20 protein-coding genes and 1 tRNA gene are annotated in these 19,461 nt (G+C 62.4%); 14 read left to right on the top strand and 7 right to left on the bottom strand.

Translation table 11 applies throughout. The features are described from left to right. Positions 1–255: 255 nt before the first annotated feature. The 4 genes from AC0L3H_RS26840 to AC0L3H_RS26855 all read right to left on the bottom strand — a co-directional run bounded on the left by AC0L3H_RS26840 (position 256) and on the right by AC0L3H_RS26855 (position 5,139). A complete protein-coding gene (locus AC0L3H_RS26840; RefSeq protein ID WP_473492256.1) occupies positions 256–1,452 on the bottom strand; it encodes a porin in 1,197 nt (398 codons plus the stop codon). Positions 1,453–1,855: 403 nt separating this feature from the next. After that, positions 1,856–1,946 (bottom strand) — tRNA-Ser (locus AC0L3H_RS26845). Positions 1,947–1,998: 52 nt separating this feature from the next. Further along, positions 1,999–2,907 (bottom strand): alpha/beta fold hydrolase, encoded by a 909-nt coding sequence (locus tag AC0L3H_RS26850; protein WP_473587465.1) that lies wholly within the window; start codon positions 2,905–2,907, stop codon positions 1,999–2,001. Between the two features lie 177 nt (positions 2,908–3,084). After that, positions 3,085–5,139 (bottom strand): lytic transglycosylase domain-containing protein, encoded by a 2,055-nt coding sequence (locus AC0L3H_RS26855; RefSeq protein WP_473587501.1) that lies wholly within the window; start codon positions 5,137–5,139, stop codon positions 3,085–3,087. A 334-nt stretch (positions 5,140–5,473) separates the two neighbouring features. Here AC0L3H_RS26855 and dapA point away from each other — a divergent pair, with 334 nt between their 5' ends. From dapA to AC0L3H_RS26870, 3 genes are all read left to right on the top strand, one after another. Continuing rightward, positions 5,474–6,355 (top strand): 4-hydroxy-tetrahydrodipicolinate synthase, encoded by an 882-nt coding sequence (dapA, locus tag AC0L3H_RS26860; protein ID WP_473587466.1) that lies wholly within the window; start codon positions 5,474–5,476, stop codon positions 6,353–6,355. 246 nt (positions 6,356–6,601) lie between these two features. Continuing rightward, a complete protein-coding gene (gene smpB, locus AC0L3H_RS26865) occupies positions 6,602–7,081 on the top strand; it encodes an SsrA-binding protein SmpB (protein WP_128172698.1) in 480 nt (159 codons plus the stop codon). Positions 7,082–7,199: 118 nt separating this feature from the next. Next, on the top strand, positions 7,200–7,943 hold the full coding sequence (locus tag AC0L3H_RS26870) for a glycoside hydrolase family 25 protein (protein WP_473587467.1): 744 nt from the start codon (positions 7,200–7,202) through the stop codon (positions 7,941–7,943). On the opposite strand, the gene AC0L3H_RS26875 is transcribed toward AC0L3H_RS26870, so the two are convergent. Both AC0L3H_RS26875 and AC0L3H_RS26880 read right to left on the bottom strand, forming a co-directional pair. Then, positions 7,915–8,589 carry a uracil-DNA glycosylase gene (locus AC0L3H_RS26875; RefSeq protein WP_473587468.1) on the bottom strand — a complete coding sequence of 225 codons (675 nt, stop codon included), beginning with the start codon at positions 8,587–8,589 and terminating at the stop codon, positions 7,915–7,917. The genes AC0L3H_RS26870 and AC0L3H_RS26875 overlap by 29 nt on opposite strands. Beyond that, a complete protein-coding gene (locus AC0L3H_RS26880) occupies positions 8,586–9,167 on the bottom strand; it encodes a LabA-like NYN domain-containing protein (RefSeq protein WP_023800773.1) in 582 nt (193 codons plus the stop codon). Before AC0L3H_RS26880 ends, AC0L3H_RS26875 begins: the two co-directional genes overlap by 4 nt. A gap of 320 nt (positions 9,168–9,487) precedes the next feature. Here AC0L3H_RS26880 and rpoZ point away from each other — a divergent pair, with 320 nt between their 5' ends. The 4 genes from rpoZ to AC0L3H_RS26900 all read left to right on the top strand — a co-directional run bounded on the left by rpoZ (position 9,488) and on the right by AC0L3H_RS26900 (position 13,416). Beyond that, on the top strand, positions 9,488–9,889 hold the full coding sequence (gene rpoZ / locus AC0L3H_RS26885; RefSeq protein WP_473587469.1) for a DNA-directed RNA polymerase subunit omega: 402 nt from the start codon (positions 9,488–9,490) through the stop codon (positions 9,887–9,889). Between the two features lie 111 nt (positions 9,890–10,000). Then, complete coding sequence (locus AC0L3H_RS26890) at positions 10,001–12,229, top strand: RelA/SpoT family protein (RefSeq protein WP_023800771.1); 2,229 nt, start codon at positions 10,001–10,003, stop codon at positions 12,227–12,229. A 127-nt stretch (positions 12,230–12,356) separates the two neighbouring features. Continuing rightward, positions 12,357–12,935 carry an orotate phosphoribosyltransferase gene (gene pyrE / locus AC0L3H_RS26895; protein WP_473492262.1) on the top strand — a complete coding sequence of 193 codons (579 nt, stop codon included), beginning with the start codon at positions 12,357–12,359 and terminating at the stop codon, positions 12,933–12,935. Positions 12,936–13,035: 100 nt separating this feature from the next. After that, positions 13,036–13,416 carry a VOC family protein gene (locus tag AC0L3H_RS26900; RefSeq protein ID WP_027152729.1) on the top strand — a complete coding sequence of 127 codons (381 nt, stop codon included), beginning with the start codon at positions 13,036–13,038 and terminating at the stop codon, positions 13,414–13,416. Between the two features lie 117 nt (positions 13,417–13,533). Here AC0L3H_RS26900 and AC0L3H_RS26905 read toward each other — a convergent pair whose 3' ends face one another. Further along, a complete protein-coding gene (locus AC0L3H_RS26905; RefSeq protein WP_473587502.1) occupies positions 13,534–14,037 on the bottom strand; it encodes a MarR family winged helix-turn-helix transcriptional regulator in 504 nt (167 codons plus the stop codon). Positions 14,038–14,120: 83 nt separating this feature from the next. On the opposite strand from AC0L3H_RS26905, the gene AC0L3H_RS26910 reads away from it, so the two are divergent. The 7 genes from AC0L3H_RS26910 (at position 14,121) to AC0L3H_RS26940 (ending at position 19,454) form a co-directional block, all read left to right on the top strand. Further along, complete coding sequence (locus AC0L3H_RS26910; protein ID WP_473587470.1) at positions 14,121–14,666, top strand: DUF417 family protein; 546 nt, start codon at positions 14,121–14,123, stop codon at positions 14,664–14,666. Between the two features lie 3 nt (positions 14,667–14,669). Further along, positions 14,670–15,239, top strand: a complete 570-nt coding sequence (locus AC0L3H_RS26915; RefSeq protein WP_473587471.1) for a putative glycolipid-binding domain-containing protein — start codon at positions 14,670–14,672, stop codon at positions 15,237–15,239. 351 nt (positions 15,240–15,590) lie between these two features. After that, positions 15,591–15,992, top strand: coding sequence for a holo-ACP synthase (gene acpS / locus AC0L3H_RS26920; protein WP_473587472.1), 402 nt, complete (start codon positions 15,591–15,593; stop codon positions 15,990–15,992). Positions 15,993–16,081: 89 nt separating this feature from the next. Next, a complete protein-coding gene (lepB, locus tag AC0L3H_RS26925; protein ID WP_473509948.1) occupies positions 16,082–16,831 on the top strand; it encodes a signal peptidase I in 750 nt (249 codons plus the stop codon). Between the two features lie 3 nt (positions 16,832–16,834). Then, complete coding sequence (gene rnc, locus AC0L3H_RS26930) at positions 16,835–17,560, top strand: ribonuclease III (RefSeq protein ID WP_473587473.1); 726 nt, start codon at positions 16,835–16,837, stop codon at positions 17,558–17,560. Continuing rightward, positions 17,557–18,489 (top strand): GTPase Era, encoded by a 933-nt coding sequence (era, locus tag AC0L3H_RS26935; protein WP_473587474.1) that lies wholly within the window; start codon positions 17,557–17,559, stop codon positions 18,487–18,489. The genes rnc and era overlap by 4 nt, the downstream gene beginning before the upstream one ends. A 41-nt stretch (positions 18,490–18,530) precedes the next feature. Then, entirely contained in the window at positions 18,531–19,454 is a 924-nt protein-coding gene (locus AC0L3H_RS26940) for an aminoglycoside phosphotransferase family protein (RefSeq protein ID WP_473587475.1), read from the top strand. The last annotated feature ends 7 nt before the right edge of the window (positions 19,455–19,461 follow it).

Consider the following 19,461-nt stretch of genomic DNA (forward strand, 5'->3'; position numbering starts at 1 on the left):
AATGTGGCCTGATTGCGTTTCAAAAAACGCCCCATGCGCCATCTGCGCCAAACTTCGGCCCCCGTGCAAAGCCCTCACAAGGGGAGAAGGAAGAGCCCTGTCCGGCAGGACAGAGGGGGGCGCGAAGGATCGCCGCTGCTTTCATTCTGTGCAGCTGCATTATTCGGCTGAAAACATTCCGCCCTTGACAGGCACGCCGACACGAAAAAACCCGGCGGTTGCCCGCCGGGTTCGATTTCAGTCAGACGATGCTGATTAGAACGAGCGCTGGAAGCGGAGCATGCCGCCGAGGCTGTCTTCGTCGTCCGCGTCGGTCCAGTTGTCGAAGCCGGCCTCGCCGAACTCGCCGGCGTGCAGGTAGTCGACTTCGGCCGTGATCGTCAGGCCCGGAACGATGTCGTAAGCGATGTTGGCAGCGATGCCGAGGTTTTCGCCTTCGTCATAGGAGATCTGGGTGTTGAACGAGGTCTTCTCGTTGATGGTGTAGGTGCCACCGCCCCAGACCGCCCAATTGCCGCTCCACAGCTTGTACATGCCGCGGCCGCCGGTGGCGGGGAGTGCAAAGGTCCCGTCCGTGTAGTTGTCGTCGGTGCCGTAGCCGGCCATGATGAACAGCGACAGGTTCTCCATCGGGGTGAGGTCGAGGCGAACCTTGCCGGCCACCTCTTCGTAGTTGGCGTCGTAAGCAATGACGCCGGTGATGGCGCCCCAGCCCTGCGTCCACTTCAAGCCGCCGACGACATGCGGAACATAGCTGTCGATCGTGAAGTCGCCATAACCCTGTTCGAGCGAGGCGACGGCCGAGAAGCCGTTGCCGAAGTCGAAATAATACTGGACGACGTTGGTGTCGAAACCGCCGTAGGGAACCAGCGTATCCTGGATGACGTTGCCGGCATAACCGATGAACGTATCGAAGGCCGATTCGTCTTTACCGACGCGCAGGCCACCGAGCTGGATCCAGGCGAAGTTCAGCGAAATGCCTTTGTTTCCGGCAGGGTTATCGACAATGGTCGTGACCGGCAGCAGCGGACCGGCACCGTCCGGATCGACGGTGTCGATGCTGACGTGTCGGTTGTTGTTGCCGAAGTTGAAGCGGGTCTCGGTGAAGGTCTTCAAGGTGCCGAGTTCGGTTTCCTGGCCGGTCCAGGTCCTCAGCGTGAAGCGGGCCTGCTTGTAGTAGGTGTCCTGGATGTCGCCATCCTCGACGTCGAAGTTCTCAGCACCGTCGAACGAGCCGACGTCGCCGACGCCGATGTCGTAGCGGATGTAGCCGCCGATGCGCAGGCAGGTCTCGGTGCCGGGGATGTAGAAGTAGCCAGCGCCGTAGACGTCGCAGATGCGGACGTATTCAGCGGGTTCCGGCTCGGCGACGACGACGGCGTCGGCGGCGCGCGCACCGGAAACTGCGACCAGAGCCGCAGCGGAGCCAAGAAGAAGGCTCTTGATGTTCATTTTCTGACCTCCAGTCAAAAGTTAAAAAACGGGTCTGGGTATTCTTTGCTGAAGGACAGCGTTCCCTGCCCCATCCCCACTACCGAAAAAGATGCGCACCGCGCCGCTCCTTCGAACCCGACATTACCCATGAGGCGGCGGCGTTCAACAACCATCGCATCGGCGGCAGGTCTGTGCAGGCGCTATCACCCTGCCTTGTTGCACAAATGACACGATTTGGCCTCACTCGGAAAGCTCCCGTTAACCATCGAGCCGTCGCAGACCCTTGGGCGAGCCCTTGCAATCCGGCCGATTCCGGCAATTGGCTGCCGCAATTGCGGCGATGTCTGTGAGTCGCCGGCCAAGGCATTGCCGCAGAATCGCCGCATGGCGAAAAGCGGCGAGCGCGAAGCGCGAAGCGGGATGGCGGAGAGGATGGGATTCGAACCCACGAGAAGCTTTTGACCTCTACTCCCTTAGCAGGGGAGCGCCTTCGACCACTCGGCCACCTCTCCGTTGCGCTGGTGGATAAAGAAAAGCGCCGGCACAATCAACAAGCCTGACCCATTATCGTTGAAAAAACCGGCTCCCGGCGAAGCGTTGCTCGGTCCTGTCCAGAAAAGCGGCGATGGCGCCGGGCAGGCCGCCGGTCTCGAGGAAAGGCGCATGGCCCTGGCCTTCGACCGTGATCGTCTCGACACAAGGATGACGGTTTCGCATTTGTTCGAAGGTCTCGGCGGACAGCAGCTTCGAATTGGCGCCGCGTATGGCGAGCAAGGGTATTGCCTCCAGCGCCTCGAACTGCGGCCACATGTCTGGCAGCTTCTGGGTCAGGTCGAGTCCCGCCAGCGTCTCGACCAGCTTCGGGTCGAAATCCGGCAATAATCCTTCAACCGTCTCTCGGTAGAGCGCCGCTACCATCCGCTCCCAATCCGCCTCGGTCAGGGCAGGAAAGTCGCTGCCATGCGCGCCGCGCTGGGCGCCGACGGCCTCGGCGTGGGTTTTCGGCTTCGGCGCGCGCTCGAGATAGGAGCGGATATGGGCGAGACCGCCGGCCTCGAGCACCGGGCCGATATCGTTGAGCACGATAGCCCGCAGGACTGCCGGCCGCATCACGCCAAGCACATGGATGATCAGCCCGCCGCGTGACGTGCCGATGAAACCTGCCTCGTCGATGCCCAGCGCCGCCAACCCGGCGAGGATGTCACCGGCTTCGACGCCGATATTGTAGTGGCCGATATCGGGGTCGCAGGCGGATTGCCCGCGCCCGCGATAGTCGAAAGCGACGATTTTTCGCGGCGTTTGCGCCCGCCGCGACAGGTGCAGCGCCAGTTCATGAAAATCGCGGCTATTGCGGGTCAGGCCGGGCAGGCAGACGACCGGCCAGTGGCCGGAATTCGCTTCGCCATAGATGCGGGCGTGGAGTTCAAGCCCGTCCGGCGAGGCGTAGAAGAAGTCGGAAAAACCGCTCGACATTTTGGGACTCGATTCCTCGCCGTTGTCGGATCGTCTCGACTGCTACAGGCGAGGGCGGGGGTGGTCAAATCGAAGCGTCATTTTCGAGATGTCGGCGGGACAGCGCCCCCCTCTGAGGGGAGATGCCCGGCAGGGCAGAGGGGGGTGCTTCGCCAAGCCAGCCTTCGCCCGAACGGATCAACTCCGCCCGTTCACCAAATCCCCGACAATGTCGTACTTGCCGGAAATACGCATCTTGTAGACTTCGTAATTCTCCATCACGCGCTGGACGTAACTTCTTGTTTCGGTATAGGGAATCCGCTCGATCCAGTCGACGACGGCGTCGATGTCCTTGCCGCGCGGGTCGCCGTATCTGGCCACCCACTGGGCGGCGCGGCCGGGGCCGGCATTGTAGCCGGCGAAGGTCAGCACATAGGAGCCGTTGAAGCGGCCGAGCTGCTCGCCGAGGAAGGCGGCGCCCAAGGTCGCGTTGTAGCCGGCGTCGGTGGTCAGCCGCGCTTGCGAGAAGGTCATTCCGGCCTTGTCAGCCAATTGCCTGGCGGTCGCCGGCATCAGCTGCAGCAGGCCACGTGCGCCGGCGCTGGAGACGGCGCCGATGTTGAACTCGCTTTCCTGGCGGGCGATCGCATAGGCCAGCGCCTTGCCGGAGCCGGAAATGTTGGCCGTCTCGGGAATGACGCCGAGCGGATGCGAAAGCGCCCCGACATCGATGCCGCGCGCGCCGGCGATCTTGCCGACTTTCAGTGCCAGGAAGTGATTGCCCTGCTTTTCCGCCATCGCGGCCAGCAGCGCCAGCTCTCCGGGACTGCTCAACTGTCCGGCGAGGTCGCGGTAAAGCGTGTCGGCGTAGCGCTGATAGCCCGCCTGCTGCAGTCGCCTGATGGCGCTGACCGCCTCGCGGCTGGAAAAATTCCGGTGATCGCTGGCGCTCGGCTGCGGATGGGCGATGTTGAGGACCTGCCGGCCGACGCGCTCACCGGCGAGCTGGCCGTAGAACGTCGTGCCGTAGGCGGCGGCACGGCTAAAATAATCCCTGGCGCTGCCGGGGCCGCCGGCTTCGGCGGCACGGCCGAGCCAATAGTAGGCGCGCGACAGCGATATCGGCCCCTGGGCGAGACCGGCGATCCGCTCAAAATGCTTGGCAGCGGTGGCGGGATCGTTGAGGCCGCGCAGCGCGTACCAGCCGGCATGAAACTCCGCATCCGCCGCGTTGGTAGCAGTTTCGCCGGCGTGTGCGGCGACTATCCTGTAGGCGGTCTTCATGTCGCCCTGGTCGACCAGTTCGCGCGACAGCACCCGGCGCTCGGCCCACCAGACATCCGGGTCGATCAGAGCGTTGCGGTCGCTCGGCGCCTTCATCACCATTGCGGCGGCGTCGGAAAACTTCTGCTGCTTGCGCAGATATTGGGCTTGGGCGAAGAGATAGCCGGCCGAACGCTGCGCGGCGGGCACCGCCTTCAGCAGTCTGGCCGCGTTCTTGTCGCCCGCATTCTTGTCGCCCTTGTCCGCCGCGGCCCAGGCGTCGGCCAGTTGCCGGGCGCGCGCAAGGCCGGCGACGCGCAGCGCCGAACTGACCCGGTCGGCATAAAACATGCGCTCCATGCGGAAACGGTGGTCGGCTGCGGGGATCAGCGTGCCGAATTCCTGGATGATCGCCGCCTCGTCCCTGGCTTGCAGTTTTTCGGTGCGCCAGAAAGGCGACAGCACCGAGCGCGCCGCCTGGACGTTGCCCTGCGAGACATAGGAGCGGGCGAGAATCACCACGCCCTCGGCTGTTTGCGGCTGGCTGCCGCCGAAAGCCTGCACCACGATCTCAGGCGCGGGGTTCTCGCGGTAGAGCGCGCGCTCGCTGTTCTTGCGCAAGGCGATCATGCCCGGCCAGTTCGGCAGCATTTTCGCAGCATCGGCGATGTCGCCGCTTGGCACCTTGTCGCCGCCATAGAGCGCGATCGCCCAGGCAAGGATGTGCTGGTCGAGCGAATTGACCGGCAGGGCGTCGCGCACCTGGCGCGCACCGGCAATGTCGTTTGCCGCCAGCGCATCGAGGCCGCTCTTCAACCTGGCGACGCTGGCGGGAGGGGATTCCGGACCCTGCAGGCCGGTATCCAGCAGGTTTGGCTTCGGAATGGTCGACGTGACCTGTGCATCGACCTTGCCGGCGGCCACAAGGGTCGGCGTCAACAGGAGAATTGCGCCAAGCAGCGCGAAAAAATGAGGCTGCCGGGTCGGCATCGTCTTCATCATTTCCTGTCTTGCACAATCACCAACAGGCACAGATCAACTGAAGCCTAGTTGGCTGTGGTGAAGAGCCTGTAAACGGGGCTATCGAAGTCGTTCAAATTGCGCTTGCTGGCATTCTTGTCATGCTTGCCGCGCAACAATGTCGAGACTATGGTGCGCCGCTTCGCTTTCGGCTAGAAGGCGCGCACGACAAAACACCTGCAGCGCCGCGCGTCGTCTCGGACGCGCAAAGGACGCTGTCGCACTTTAAATTTTGGCGCATGATCTTTCCGTGAATCGGCTCCGATTTTCGGGCTCGTGCGCCAGTCCCAAGGAGTTGGACGACATGCTGAGAGGCTCGCTTACCGCGCTCGTGACACCGTTCGAAAAGAGCGGCCGTTTCGACGAGAAAGCGTTTCGCGCCTTCATCGCCTGGCAGATCGCTGAAGGCACGACCGGCGTGGTTCCGGTCGGCACCACCGGCGAGTCGCCGACGCTGTCGCATGACGAGCACCGCCACGTCGTCAAAGTGTGCGTCGAGATGGCAAAGGGCCGCGTTCCGGTCGTCGCCGGCGCCGGCTCCAACAACACCGAGGAGGCGGTTGGCCTGGTGCAATATGCCGAGAAGGCCGGCGCCGACGCGGCACTCGTCGTCACGCCCTACTACAACCGGCCGACGCAGCGCGGCCTCTATGCGCATTTCGCTGCCGTCGCCAAGGCGACCAGCCTGCCGATCATCATCTACAACATTCCGCCGCGCTCGGTGATCGACATGATGCCCGAGACGATCGGCCAGTTGGTGCATGACTTCAAGAACATCGTCGGCGTCAAGGACGCCACCGGCAAGGTCGAGCGGGTTTCCGAGCAGCGTGCCACGTGTGGCAAGGATTTCATCCAGCTTTCCGGCGAGGACGCCTCGGCACTCGGTTTCAACGCCCATGGCGGCGTCGGCTGCATCTCGGTGACGGCGAATGTCGCGCCGCGGCTGTGCGCCGAATTCCAGGAGGCGACGCTTTCCGGCGACAGCGCCAAGGCGCTGGACTTGCAGGACCGCCTGCTGCCGCTGCACAAGGCGATTTTCCTGGAACCCGGCGTGTCCGGCGCGAAATATGCGCTGTCGAAGCTCGGCAAGGTCGAGAACGTGCTGCGTTCGCCGCTGGTCACCATCGAGCAGTCGACCGCCGAAAAGATCGATGCGGCCATGAAGCACGCCGGCTTGATTAACTAGCGAGCCCGTTTGGAAACTCTACTCCTGCGGCCAACTGAAGGCGTCACCTGCGCTTCCGGTGCTCACGTACTATATGTACGCTCCGCTCCGGTTCTCGCATGGCCCCGAAAGCGTTCGCTTTCGGAAAGGACCATGCGCAAGCTCAGGCTTCTAGAGCGTCCTTTGCGCGTTTGAAAAACGCGCGGCGCTCTAGTGCCACCATCATCTGACTCGCAGGAGCGAGTTTCGAAACGGACTCTAGACGTTATGAACCAGGTCAGAAAAGCCGATCCCAACAACAAGACCGTTGCGGAAAACCGCAAGGCGCGGTTTTCCTACGAGGTGCTCGACACGATCGAGGCCGGCTTGGTGCTGACCGGCACCGAGGTGAAGTCGCTGCGCCAGGGCCAGGCCAACATCCAGGACAGCTACGCCTCGGTCGAGGGCGGCGAGATCTGGCTGATCAACTCCTATCTGCCGGAATATCTGCAGGCCAACCGCTTCAACCACGAGCCGCGCCGGCGCCGCAAACTCCTGCTCAACAAGCGCGAGATGGCCAAGCTGTCGCAGAGCGTCGATCGCGAAGGCATGACGCTGGTGCCGCTAAAAATCTATTTCAATGAAAAAGGCAGGGCGAAGCTTTTGCTCGCCGTCGGCCGCGGCAAGAAACTGCACGACAAGCGCGAAACCGAAAAGCAGCGCGACTGGTCGCGCGAAAAGGGCCGGCTGCTGAAGGAGCGTGGGTGAGGAGCGGTCCGCGAAGCGGACGAAAAGCCAACGATTTGGCTTTTCGAGCGACGAACGCCCGGAGCCATAGCGGAGGGCAGGGCGGTTCAACAGGGATAGGCCTCTTTTGAAGAACCGGATGAGGTACCGGATTGTCCTTTGGGGTGCGGCCAGCCTGATCCTGGCGTGCCTTGTCACGGCCGCCGGCTATTTCTACTCCCGACCGTTTTCTCCGGACCGCGGCAAATTTCCGGTCAGGGGCATCGACGTTTCGCATCATCAACGACAGATCGACTGGCGGCGTGTTGCCGCCGATGATGTCGCCTTCGCCATCATCAAGGCAACTGAAGGCGGCGACCATGTCGACGATGCCTTCGCCGCCAATCTGAGCGAGGCGCGTGCGGCTGGTCTGGCGGTCGGCGCCTATCATTTCTTCACCTTCTGCAGGCCTGGCGCCGATCAGGCGAAGAATTTCATCTCCGTCGTGCCGCGCGATCAAACGCTGCTGCCGCCGGTGGTGGATATCGAATTCGTCGGCAATTGCCCGCGGCGGCCATCGCCCGAAGAACTGAGCGTTGAACTCTCGGCTTTCCTCGGCCCTGTCGAGGCAGCTTTCGCCAAGACGGCGATCCTCTATGTGACCGACGACGCGGCACGGGCCTATGCCGGCCAGATCGTCGGTCGCCGGCGCTGGGTTCGTTCGCTGGCGCTGCAGCCAGGTCATGACGACTGGATCTATTGGCAGTACCACGACAGCGGTCGCGTCGACGGCATCACCGGCGATGTCGATCTGAATGTGCTTCAGGGCGGGCCGGAGAAATTGGCCGAGCTGTTTGCGTCGCCGCCCGAATCTATCACTCCAGAAACGCCGCTATCTCCCTGAAGACGTTGACGAACATTGCTTCCGTCAGCACGCCGGTGTTGGTGTTGTAGCGCGAGCAATGATAGCTGGAAAACAGCGTCACGCCATTGATTTGCTGCTGCCCGCCATGCTTGAACGGATAAGCGGCGACACGCTGGCCGAGCGCCCGCACGGTCGACTGGTGCGCGATCGAGCCCAGCGCCAGCACGGCGCGCAGGTTCTTGAACCGCGCGATCGTCGGCACCAGGAACGTCCGGCAGGTGGCGATCTCGGCGCCGGCCGGCTTGTTGTCCGGCGGCACGCAGCGAACTGCATTGGTGATCGCCGTGCCGACAAGCTCCAGCCCGTCATCGGGCCGCGCCTTGAATTGGCCACGGGCAAAGCCGTGTGCGATCAGCGTGTTGTAGAGCAGGTCGCCGGCAAAATCGCCGGTGAAGGGGCGTCCGGTGCGGTTTGCGCCGCGCAGGCCCGGCGCCAGTCCGACGATCAGCAGCCGCACCGCATCCTCGCCCTCGGGTGGCAGAAAGGTCGGCACTGGTGCATTGAACCATGACGGCTCGCGCTGCCGCCATTGCGCGATAAAATCGTGCAGCCGCGGGCAGAGCGGGCAATCGCGGTCGGGCTCGGAGGACGCGACCAGGGGAGCGGTCAAGACCGCCGCCGTCAATACTCGTCCTCGTCGACTTCGGCCGGTTCGGGCCGGCGCACCGGCCGCTCGGACGGATCGCGGCCGACATCGCTCTTCAAGGTAATCAGGTCGATGAAATGATCGGCCTGGCGGCGCAGATCGTCGGAAATCATCGGCGGCTGCGAAGCCATGGTCGAGACGATCGAGACCTTGCGCCCGCGCCGCTGCAGCGCCTCGACCAGCGTGCGGAAATCGCCGTCGCCGGAAAAGATGACATAGTGGTCGACGACATCGGCGAGTTCCAGTGCATCGACGGTCAGCTCGATGTCCATATTGCCCTTGATCTTGCGGCGGCCGGTCGAGTCGGTGAACTCCTTGGCCGGCTTGGTCACCACCTTGAAGCCATTATAGTCGAGCCAATCGATCAGCGGCCGGATCGAGGAATATTCCTGATCCTCGACCAGCGCGGTGTAGTAGTAGGCACGCAGCAGGTAGCCGCGCTTCTGGAAGTTCGACAAAAGCCTGCGGTAGTCGATGTCAAAGCCGAGCGCACGCGAGGTGGCGTAAAGATTGGCACCGTCGATGAAAAGAGCGATTTTTTCACGAGGGTCGAACATGGAAATATTCCTTTTCGAAAATAAGCGGTCGTCTAAATGCGCGTGACTATCGGTCGGCTTGAAATAACCGGCTGACCTTCGTCATTCGAGATAACGCCGGTTTTACGGCAATCCAAGGGTATGATGCTGCATAGCAAGCAATTGTGATCGGTGCCGCATGTCGCAGGCGGCGCGCGCCCAGACTGGCCTTGGCCAGACCCGGGGCCGAGGCCCCCAGGCCCGGCTTTGTCCGGCACTGCCAAGAAGCTTGTATTTTGGCGGCGTTCGGGTTATGGACCGCGCCTGTTTTCCATCAAATCCAGGCATGAAAGGGGCAGCTCATGGCCCGCGTAACCGTTGAAGATTGCATCGACAAGGTCAACAACCGCTTCGAGCTCGTGCTTCTGGCCGGCCACCGCGCCCGTCAGATCAGCCAGGGCGCGCAGATCACCGTTCCTCGTGACAACGACAAGAATCCGGTCATCGCGCTGCGCGAGATCGCCGAGGAGACATTGTCGCCCGATGACCTCAAGGAAGACCTGATCCACTCGCTGCAGAAGCATGTCGAGGTCGACGAGCCGGAAGCCGAAGGCGAGGCGATCGCCGACCAGACCGGTACCGCCGCTGCGGCAACCGACGCCGACGACACCGAGGACAACATCACCTTCGACCGCATGACCGAGGAAGACCTCCTGGCCGGCATCGAAGGTCTGGTGCCGCCGGAAAAAAGCGACGATTATTGATCTTCCCACCGGCCGCCGACACTTTCGCGCCGGCGGTTTCGTGGTTATCTATGACATGCGCCGTACGCCAGTGCGGCGCATGATTCATTTCAGCACTGCGAGATCCCGCCCATGATGCGTCAGTATGAGCTTGTCGAGCGCGTCCAGCGCTACAAGCCTGACGTCAACGAGGCGCTGCTCAACAAGGCCTATGTCTACGCCATGCAGAAGCATGGTCACCAGAAGCGCGCCTCCGGCGATCCCTATTTCTCGCATCCGCTCGAAGTCGCCGCCATCCTCACCGAAATGCACATGGATGAGGCGACCATCGCGGTTGCCTTGCTGCACGACACGATCGAGGACACCACGGCGACCAGGGCCGAGATCGACGAGCTGTTCGGTCCGGAAATGGGCAAGCTGGTCGAAGGCCTGACCAAGCTGAAGAAACTCGACCTCGTCTCCAAAAAGGCCGAGCAGGCGGAAAACCTGCGCAAGCTGTTGCTGGCGATATCGGAAGACGTTCGCGTGCTGCTGGTCAAGCTTGCCGACCGCTTGCACAACATGCGCACCCTCGACCATGTGCCCGAAGCCAAGCGCCTGCGCATCGCCGAGGAAACGATGGATATCTATGCGCCGCTGGCCGGGCGCATGGGCATGCAAGGCATGCGCGAGGAGCTCGAGGAGATCGCCTTTCGCTTCATCAATCCGGAAGCCTACCGCGCCGTCACCGCGCGGCTCGCCGAAATCTTCGAGCGCAACAAGGATGTGCTGTCCGAGATCGAGAAGGCGCTGTCCACGCTGTTCGACAAATATGCGATCAAGGCCGAGGTCAAGAGCCGTCAGAAGAAGCCGTGGTCGGTGTTCCGCAAGATGGAGGCCAAGGCGCTGTCCTTCGAACAGCTGTCCGACATTTTCGGCTTTCGCGTCGTCGTCGATACCGTCGAGGACTGCTACCGCGCGCTCGGCGCCATCCACACCACGTGGTCGATGGTGCCCGGCCGCTTCAAGGACTACATCTCGACGCCGAAGCAGAACGACTACCGTTCGATCCACACCACCATCGTCGGACCGTCGCGGCAGCGCGTCGAGCTGCAGATCCGCACCTATCAGATGAACAAGATCGCCGAATATGGCGTTGCCGCGCATTCGATCTACAAGGACAGCGGCGGCAAGGTGAACGGCACCGCCCACGCGATCTCGAAGGAGACCAACGCCTATGCCTGGCTGCGGCGTACCATCGAGCAGCTTGCCGAAGGCGACAATCCCGAGGACTTCCTCGAAAACACCAAGCTGGAACTGTTCCAGGACCAGGTTTTCTGCTTCACGCCCAAGGGCATGCTGATCGCGCTGCCGCGCGGCGCGACGCCGATCGATTTCGCCTACGCCGTGCACACCGATGTCGGTGATACCTGCGTCGGCGCCAAGGTCAACGGCCGCATCATGCCGCTGATGACCGAGCTGAAGAATGGCGACGAGGTCGAAATCATCCGCTCCAAGGCGCAGGTGCCGCCGGCGGCATGGGAATCGGTGGTCGTCACCGGCAAGGCGCGCTCGGCGATCCGCCGCGCCACCAAGAATGCCATCCGCAAGCAGTATTCGGGTCTCGGCATCCGCATACTGGAACGTGCTTTCGAGCGGTCAGGCAAGATTTTTACCAAGGAAAGCTTGAAATCGGTGCTGCATCGGCTGGCACGCAAGGACATCGAGGATGTGCTGGCCTCTGTCGGCCGCGGCGAACTTGCCTCTACCGATGTCATCAAGGCGGTGTTTCCCGACTACAAGGACGAGCGCATCACGCTGGCGGCGCCCAAGCAGCGCGAGGAGGGCTGGTCGAAGATCCGCAACGCCGCCGGCATGCTGTTCCAGATTCCGGGCCGCGCCGCACGCAAGGACAAGGACCAGCCAAGGGACGGCGCCGTACCGATCCGCGGCGTGCGCGGCGACCTGCCGGTGCGCTTCGCGCCGGAAGGTGCTGTGCCCGGCGACCGCATCGTCGGCATCGTGCAGCCGGGGACCGGCATCACCATCTATCCGATCCAGTCGCCGGCGCTGCAGGCCTTCGACGACCAGCCAGAACGCTGGATCGACGTGCGCTGGGACATAGACGAGCGCACCAAGGAGCGGTTTCCGGCGCGCGTCTCGGTCACCGCCATCAACGCGCCGGGCTCACTGGCCGACATTGCGCAGGTCGTTGCATCCAACGATGCCAACATCCATACATTGTCGATGGTGCGCACCGCGCCTGATTTCACCGAAATGCTGATCGATCTCGAAGTCTGGGACCTGAAGCACCTGAACCGGCTACTGTCGCAGCTCAAGGACAATTCGAGCGTCAGCGACGCACGGCGGGTGAATGGGTGAATGGCGAGAGTAGTGAATAGTGAATAGTGAATAGTGAATAGTGAATAGTGAAAGAAGGGCGCTCTCACTGCCGACTACTGACCATTCACTATTCACCATTCACCATTCACCATGAACGGAGCGAACAATGAACACCGACGAAGTGCTGGGCGTTTTCCGTGAGGCCGGTGCCGTTCTCGAGGGGCATTTCATCCTGACTTCGGGTTTGCGTAGCCCGGTCTTCCTGCAGAAGGCGCGGGTCTTCATGCATGCCGACAAGACCGAGCGCCTGTGCAAGGCGCTGGCCGAAAAAATCCGCGCTGCTGTGTCCGGCAGGATCGATTACGTCGTCGGCCCGGCGATCGGCGGGCTGATCCCGGCTTACGAGACCTCGCGCCATCTTGGCGCACCGGCGATCTGGGTCGAGCGGGAAGCGGGCGAGTTCAGGCTCCGCCGCTTCGAGATCGCCAGCGGGTCGCGCGTCGTCATCGTCGAGGACATCGTCACCACCGGCCTGTCGATCCGCGAGACCATCGACTGCCTGCGCGCGCTTGGAGCCGAGGTGGTTGCCGCTGCCTGCATCATCGACCGCTCGGCCGGCAAGACCGATGTCGGCGTGCCGCTGATCGCGCTCGCCGAATATGAGGTTCCGGCCTACCCGGCCGACAGGCTGCCGCCCGAGCTTGCCGCCATACCGCCGGTCAAGCCCGGCAGCCGCAACATATAAGGCATGTCGCCCAAAAGCATGCCCTCCTTGGACTTGAACCGGGGCTTGAACCGAGGGTGCGCAGCGGTTTGGGGACACGAACATTAACTGAGGCGCTACGTTGATTGCCGGTATCGATCATTTCGTGCTGACGGTTAGCTCCGTAGAGGACACCTGCGCCTTCTATCAGCGCGTGCTCGGCTTCAATCGCCTCGACGAGCCGGACCGGCCGACGGCGCTGCTGTTTGGAACGCAAAAGATCAATGTGCATGAGGCAGGCCACACTTTCGAGCCGAAGGCCAAGGCGCCGACGCCGGGCTCCGCGGATTTTTGCCTGGTCGCCGCGCGCCCGCTCGCAGAGGTATGCGCCAGCCTGGCTGCCAACGGCGTTGCGGTCGAAGTCGGGCCGGTCGAGCGGATCGGAGCCCGTGGCCCGATGATGTCGGTCTATTTCCGCGATCCGGACGGCAATCTCGTCGAGATCAGCTGGTACAACAGGTAACCGGGATTTTCGGCGAGAACGAAGTGCATTGGCAAGGTCGGCTTGCGGGCAACCGTGTTCTCGCCTGCCGCAGCCATCGTCCAGGTGCGACGCGCTTTAGTTTGCCAAAGCCACAGCTCAGGCCAGTTCCGCTTCCACAGGGCAGTCTTGGCAAGCGGTATAGTTGCAGAGCCGGCAAATACGGTATGCATGGTCCTCGGTGCTGACGAGCCCACGCAACAGCTTGGCGGCAAGATTACCGAATTCCTGCAGCTCCTCCTGACTTAGAACAGCGAGCGCTGACGCGAGCCCTTTCTGGCGAGCGGAAAGAATAGCACTGCAGGTCGTCTCGCCCAGAGGAGTGAGCCTTAGCGCTACCGCGCGATAGTCGTCAGGCGCCGAGAACCGAGCCGCCAATCCCTCCGCGACCAGTCGATCGACTAGTCTGACGGTGCCCGAATGGGACAGTGACAATGCACGGCGCAGCCTCTCGATCGACAGGCCCGGTACGTGGCCAATGAGGGTGATCGCGGAAGCCGCTGGGCCGGGCTCCGGTGCTTTGGCCTGAGCGTCCCGCTGCAAAATGTCCGCAAAGGCGAGCGCTAGAGCGCCAATCACATTTTCAATCCTGGAATCGGTCATCGCCAAAAAATATATGCTCGGCGCATATACATCAAGGTCGAATTATTATATGCTTGGAGCATACAAATCGAAAGGAGAAGGCCATGTTTACCTCTGCAACCGCCAACGCTCCGTTCGTGGCGCGCATCAATCAAGCTGGCTACCACCTTGCTGCCGTCGGTCGCGCGGTAACCCTTCTGGGGGTGGTGCTCCCTCTGCTGTTGATCGGCATTTTGAAATTTACTGCAATCGAGATCGAGGCGCTTAGGCCATTCATCGAGAATACGCCTTGGCTGGCATGGCTCTATCCCGCGTTCGGATCTGCGGGAGCCTCCTACTTCCTGGGCGTGGTCGAACTGGTCACAGCGCTTCTGCTGATAGCATCTGTCCGCAGCGTTTGGGCCGGCCTCGTGGGGGGTGCCATCGGCTCAGTCATCTTCGCGCTGACATCCTCGACAATGCTCACCCTGCCGATCTGGGAAACGGGCTCCGGAGGGTTTCCCTTCCTCAACGGGTTAGGTGCCTTTCTGATCAAGGATGTCGCCTTGCTCGGAGTGAGCCTGGTCATATTGGGGAGCAGCCTTCAGCAACTCGTATCCGACCTCGGCCGAAAAATTGATCGTGGTGATGAACAACGCATCGAGAGGTGAAAGATGTCTCTACTCGCTATCTGGCGCAGGACGGACGAACCAGGGCACGATGTCGTGCAGCTAAAGCAGACAGACCTCGGCTGGCACTTGAATGGAGCCGCTGTATACCTGTCGGATGCGGGCCCGGCACGTTTGGACTACACTGTGCAACTGGCCGAAGATTGGACGACCAAATCCGGCAGCGTTCGCGGGTTCATCGGTTCCCAGTCAGTCGATCTCACAATAATCCACAACGAGACCGGCTGGACTGTCAATGGGCAGCGGCAGCCGGCGGTTCAGTCGATGGTGGACCTGGACTACAGTTTTACGCCGGCGACGAACCTGCAACAAATTCGCAGAATGAACCTGAAGGTCGGCGACAAGGCGGATTTTCCGGTGGCCTGGCTGGTGGCTGGCGTGTCGAGTTTGGTTGTTCTGCCGCAAACCTACCATCGTGTGAGTGAGACCGAGTACATCTACGAGGCTCCCACAGTGCCATACCGTGCTACGCTGCTCATTCCCGAAGCTGGCTTTGCCGAGGATTACCCCGACGGCTGGGTTTTCGAGACCGGCAACGCCGGCCGCGCACTATAGGATTGCGGCTGAAGCTTGGCGCTCGCAAGCTGACATCCATGCAACTTGCTGCTTCGGAGCAAGGCGAACCCGTCGCATTTGGTTACCTCCTGTGGCAGACCATCGCGGCAGCGATTCGTTGTCTTGGGGCTTGGGTGTCGCTATATCGAAGCCTTGATTGCCTTCCGGCGTGCAACCGGGTGGCCGGGCCGGCGTATTGGATCAGGACAGGAACAGAGTGCTTTTTCGACGCCGCAAGCCTGATGGTCTTCTCGAGCGGGTGCGTCTCCATGTATGGCCACGCCGCTGTTTCTCGCGCTCCATGCGCCTGATGAACAGAGCTGGAACGGCCGGACGGGAAGTTCCCGCCCAATGATCATTGGCATCGGCAGCGACCTGATCGATATCAGACGCATCGAAAAATCGCTGCAGCGCCATGGCCAGCGCTTCATCCAGCGTATCTACACCGAGGTCGAACAGGCCCGCTCCGAAAACCGCGGCGCCCGCGCCGCCTCTTATGCCAAGCGTTTTGCTGCCAAGGAGGCCTGCGCCAAGGCGCTGGGCACCGGTATGGCGCAAGGGGTGTTCTGGCGCGACATGGGCGTCCTCAATCTGGCCAGCGGCAAGCCGACCATGGCGTTGACCGGCGGGGCGGCGGCGCAGTTGGACAAGATCCTGCCTGAAGGGCACAGGGCCGCGATCCACCTCACCATCACCGATGATTTTCCGCTTGCTCAAGCCTTTGTGATAATCGAGGCGATGCCCGTCGAATAAGCGCCATATTGATCGCATCTGACCACCGGCATGACGTTGCCCAGCGCGCGCCGAGACTCTATACCAACCAACGCATAATCGAGGACGACATGAGCGTGGCTGAAAAATCCCAGAAGAAATCCGGCGGGCTTGGCGAAACCGTCAGCGTCATCGTCCAGGCGCTGTTGCTCGCTTTGGTCATCCGCACGCTTCTTTTCCAGCCATTTTCTATACCGTCCGGGTCGATGCGGCCGACCTTGCTCGAAGGCGACTATCTCTTCGTCACCAAATGGTCCTATGGCTTCTCGCGCTATTCGCTGCCGTTCGGGCCGGACCTGTTTTCGGGCCGCATCTGGGGCGCCGAGCCGAAGCGCGGCGACGTGGCGGTGTTCAAGTTCCCGCCGGACCCCTCCGTCGACTACATCAAGCGCGTCGTCGGCCTGCCGGGCGACAAGATCCAGGTCAAGGATGGCCAGCTCTTCATCAACGGCGTCGGCGTGCAGCGCCAGAAGGTCGGGCAGATCGACAATCGCGACATCACCGAGGAGAGCGGGCCGGTCGACGTCTATCGCGAGACATTGCCGAATGGCGTCAGCTATGACACGCTCGACCTGATACCCAACTCGATCGGTGACAACACCCAGGAATTCGACGTGCCGCCCGGCCACTATTTCATGATGGGCGACAACAGAGACAATTCCTCGGACAGCCGCTTCACCGTCGGTTTCGTGCCCGACGAGAACCTGGTCGGTCGCGCCAACCTCATCTTCTTCTCGATCGGTGGCAGCGCCAGCCCGCTCGAAATCTGGAAATGGCCGTCGCAGATGCGCGCGTCGCGCCTGCTCCATTTCGTCAGATAGGTCATGGTGGCGACAAAACGGCTGACCGTCGACGCGCTCGCCGAAGCGCTCATGGAGCGCACCGGCCACGCCTTTGCCGACCGACAGCGCTTGCAGCGCGCGCTGACCCATGCCAGCGCCCGCAGCAGCCATGCCGGCATCGACTATGAGCGTTTCGAATTCCTGGGCGACCGCGTCCTCGGCCTGGTCGTCGCCGACATGCTGCTGGCGGCGTATCCTGACGCTGCCGAAGGTGAGCTGTCGCTCCGGCTCAACGCGCTGGTCAATGCCGAGGTGCTGGCGGACATCGCCGAGGAGATCGGCCTGCCGGAGTTGATCCGTGCCGGCTCGGACGTACGCGGCCTGGACGGGCGTAAACGCGTCAATCTGCGGGCTGATGCGCTGGAATCGCTGATCGCCGTGCTCTATCTCGACGGCGGGCTGGAGGCGGCCCGCGCCTTCATCCACAAATACTGGCGGCCGCGCTCGCAGGCCATCGGCGCCGCCCGCCGCGATGCCAAGACCGAACTGCAGGAATGGGCGCATCAGGCGGCAGGCGCCGTGCCGGTCTACATAATTGACAGCCGCGAGGGACCGGACCACGATCCGCTGTTCACCGTCACCGTCAAGGTCGGCGCCTATCCGCCGGCGACCGGCAGCGGGCGCTCCAAGCGCGAGGCCGAGCAAACCGCCGCGACTGCGCTGCTGTTGCGCGAAGGCGTCTGGCTGAACAAGGGGAGCGCGGTATGACCGCCACCGAAGACGTCCCGCCGGCAACAGAAGCCGCCACCAGGCATTCCGGCTTCGTCGCGCTGATCGGCGCGCCCAATGCGGGGAAATCGACGCTGGTCAACCAATTGGTCGGCGCCAAGGTGTCGATCGTCACCCACAAGGTGCAGACGACGCGCGCCATCGTGCGCGGCATCGCCATCCACAACAACGCACAGATCGTCTTCGTCGACACGCCGGGCATTTTCAGGCCGAAGCGGCGGTTGGACACGGCGATGGTGACGACCGCCTGGGGTGGCGCCAAGGACGCCGACATCGTGCTGCTGCTGATCGACGCCGAGCGCGGCATCAGGGGCGACGCCGACGCGATCCTCGAACGGCTGAAGGATGTCCGCCAGCCGATGGTGCTGATCCTCAACAAGGTCGATCGGGTCAAGCCCGAGGCGCTGCTGGCCCTGTCCGCGGCAGCGAATGAAAGGGTGCCCTTCAAGCGCACCTTCATGGTCTCGGCGCTAACCGGGTCGGGCTGCAAGGACGTGCTCGACTATCTCTCGGAAACCCTGCCTGCCGGCCCTTGGTATTACCCGGAAGACCAGATCTCCGACTTGCCGATGCGTCAGCTGGCGGCCGAGATCACCCGCGAAAAGCTCTATCTCAGGCTGCATCAGGAACTGCCCTATTCCTCCCATATCGAGACCGAGAAATGGGAAGAGAAGAAGGACGGCTCGGTGCGCATCGACCAGACCATCTATGTCGAGCGTGACAGCCAGAAGAAGATCGTGCTCGGCCACAAGGGCGAGACGATCCGTGCCATCGGCCAGGCGGCACGCATGGAGATATCCGGTATCCTCGAACAGAAGGTGCATCTTTTCCTGTTCGTCAAGGTGCGCGAGAACTGGGGCGACGACCCCGAGCGCTATCGCGAGATGGGGCTGGAGTTTCCGCATTAGAGCATGTTCCCGAAAAGTGGGAGCCGGTATTCGGAAAGATCATGCTCGAACAAGAAGTCACTATCGATACAGCCCTCGTGAGCCGGTTGGTCGCCACGCAATTTCCCCGATGGAAGGATCTTGCTGTCCGGCCGGTTGCATCAGGCGGATGGGACAACAGGACCTTTCATCTCGGAAACCATATGCTGGTGAGGCTGCCGAGTGCGGCCGCCTATGCCTTGCAGGTCGAAAAGGAACATCGCTGGCTGCCAAGGCTTGCGCCTCTGCTGCCGCTGCCTGTCCCTGTCCCGCTGGCGATGGGAGCCCCGGCCGACGACTATCCCTGGCATTGGTCCGTCTACCGCTGGATCGAAGGCGAGACGGCGACGCTGGAGCGTATTGCCAGCCTGCCGCAATTCGCGGCCGGCCTGGCCCAATTCCTGATCGCCCTGCAACGGGTCGATCCCGCCGGTGGACCGGCGCCAGGGCAGCACAACTTTTTTCGCGGCGGACCACTGAGCGTCTACGACGGTGAGACCCGGCAAGCAATTGCAGCCCTCGACGGCAGGATCGACACGGCCGCCGCGAGTGCGGTGTGGGAAGCAGCGCTTGCCGCGACATGGCACGGCGCGCCCGTCTGGTTCCACGGCGACGTCAGTTGGGGAAACCTGTTGGTCAGGCAAGGTGCTTTGAGCGCCGTGATCGACTTCGGAACTTCAGGCGTGGGCGATCCCTCGTGCGACTTGGCGATTGCGTGGACGCACTTCGAAGGGAAAAGCCGAGAGGTGTTTCGCGCCGGTCTTCAGGCCGGTGAGGCAACCTGGGCGCGAGGCCGTGGCTGGACGCTATGGAAAGCGCTGATTACGGTCGCCGGCCATATAGACATCAATCCAATCGAGGTTGAAAAGTCGCGACGCGTGATCGATGAAGTGCTTGCCGATCACCTCCGCGCGGACCGCCGCGGAGGGCACCGACACAGCGCCTGAAAAACTT

This window comes from Mesorhizobium sp. WSM4816 (genome assembly GCF_055811535.1).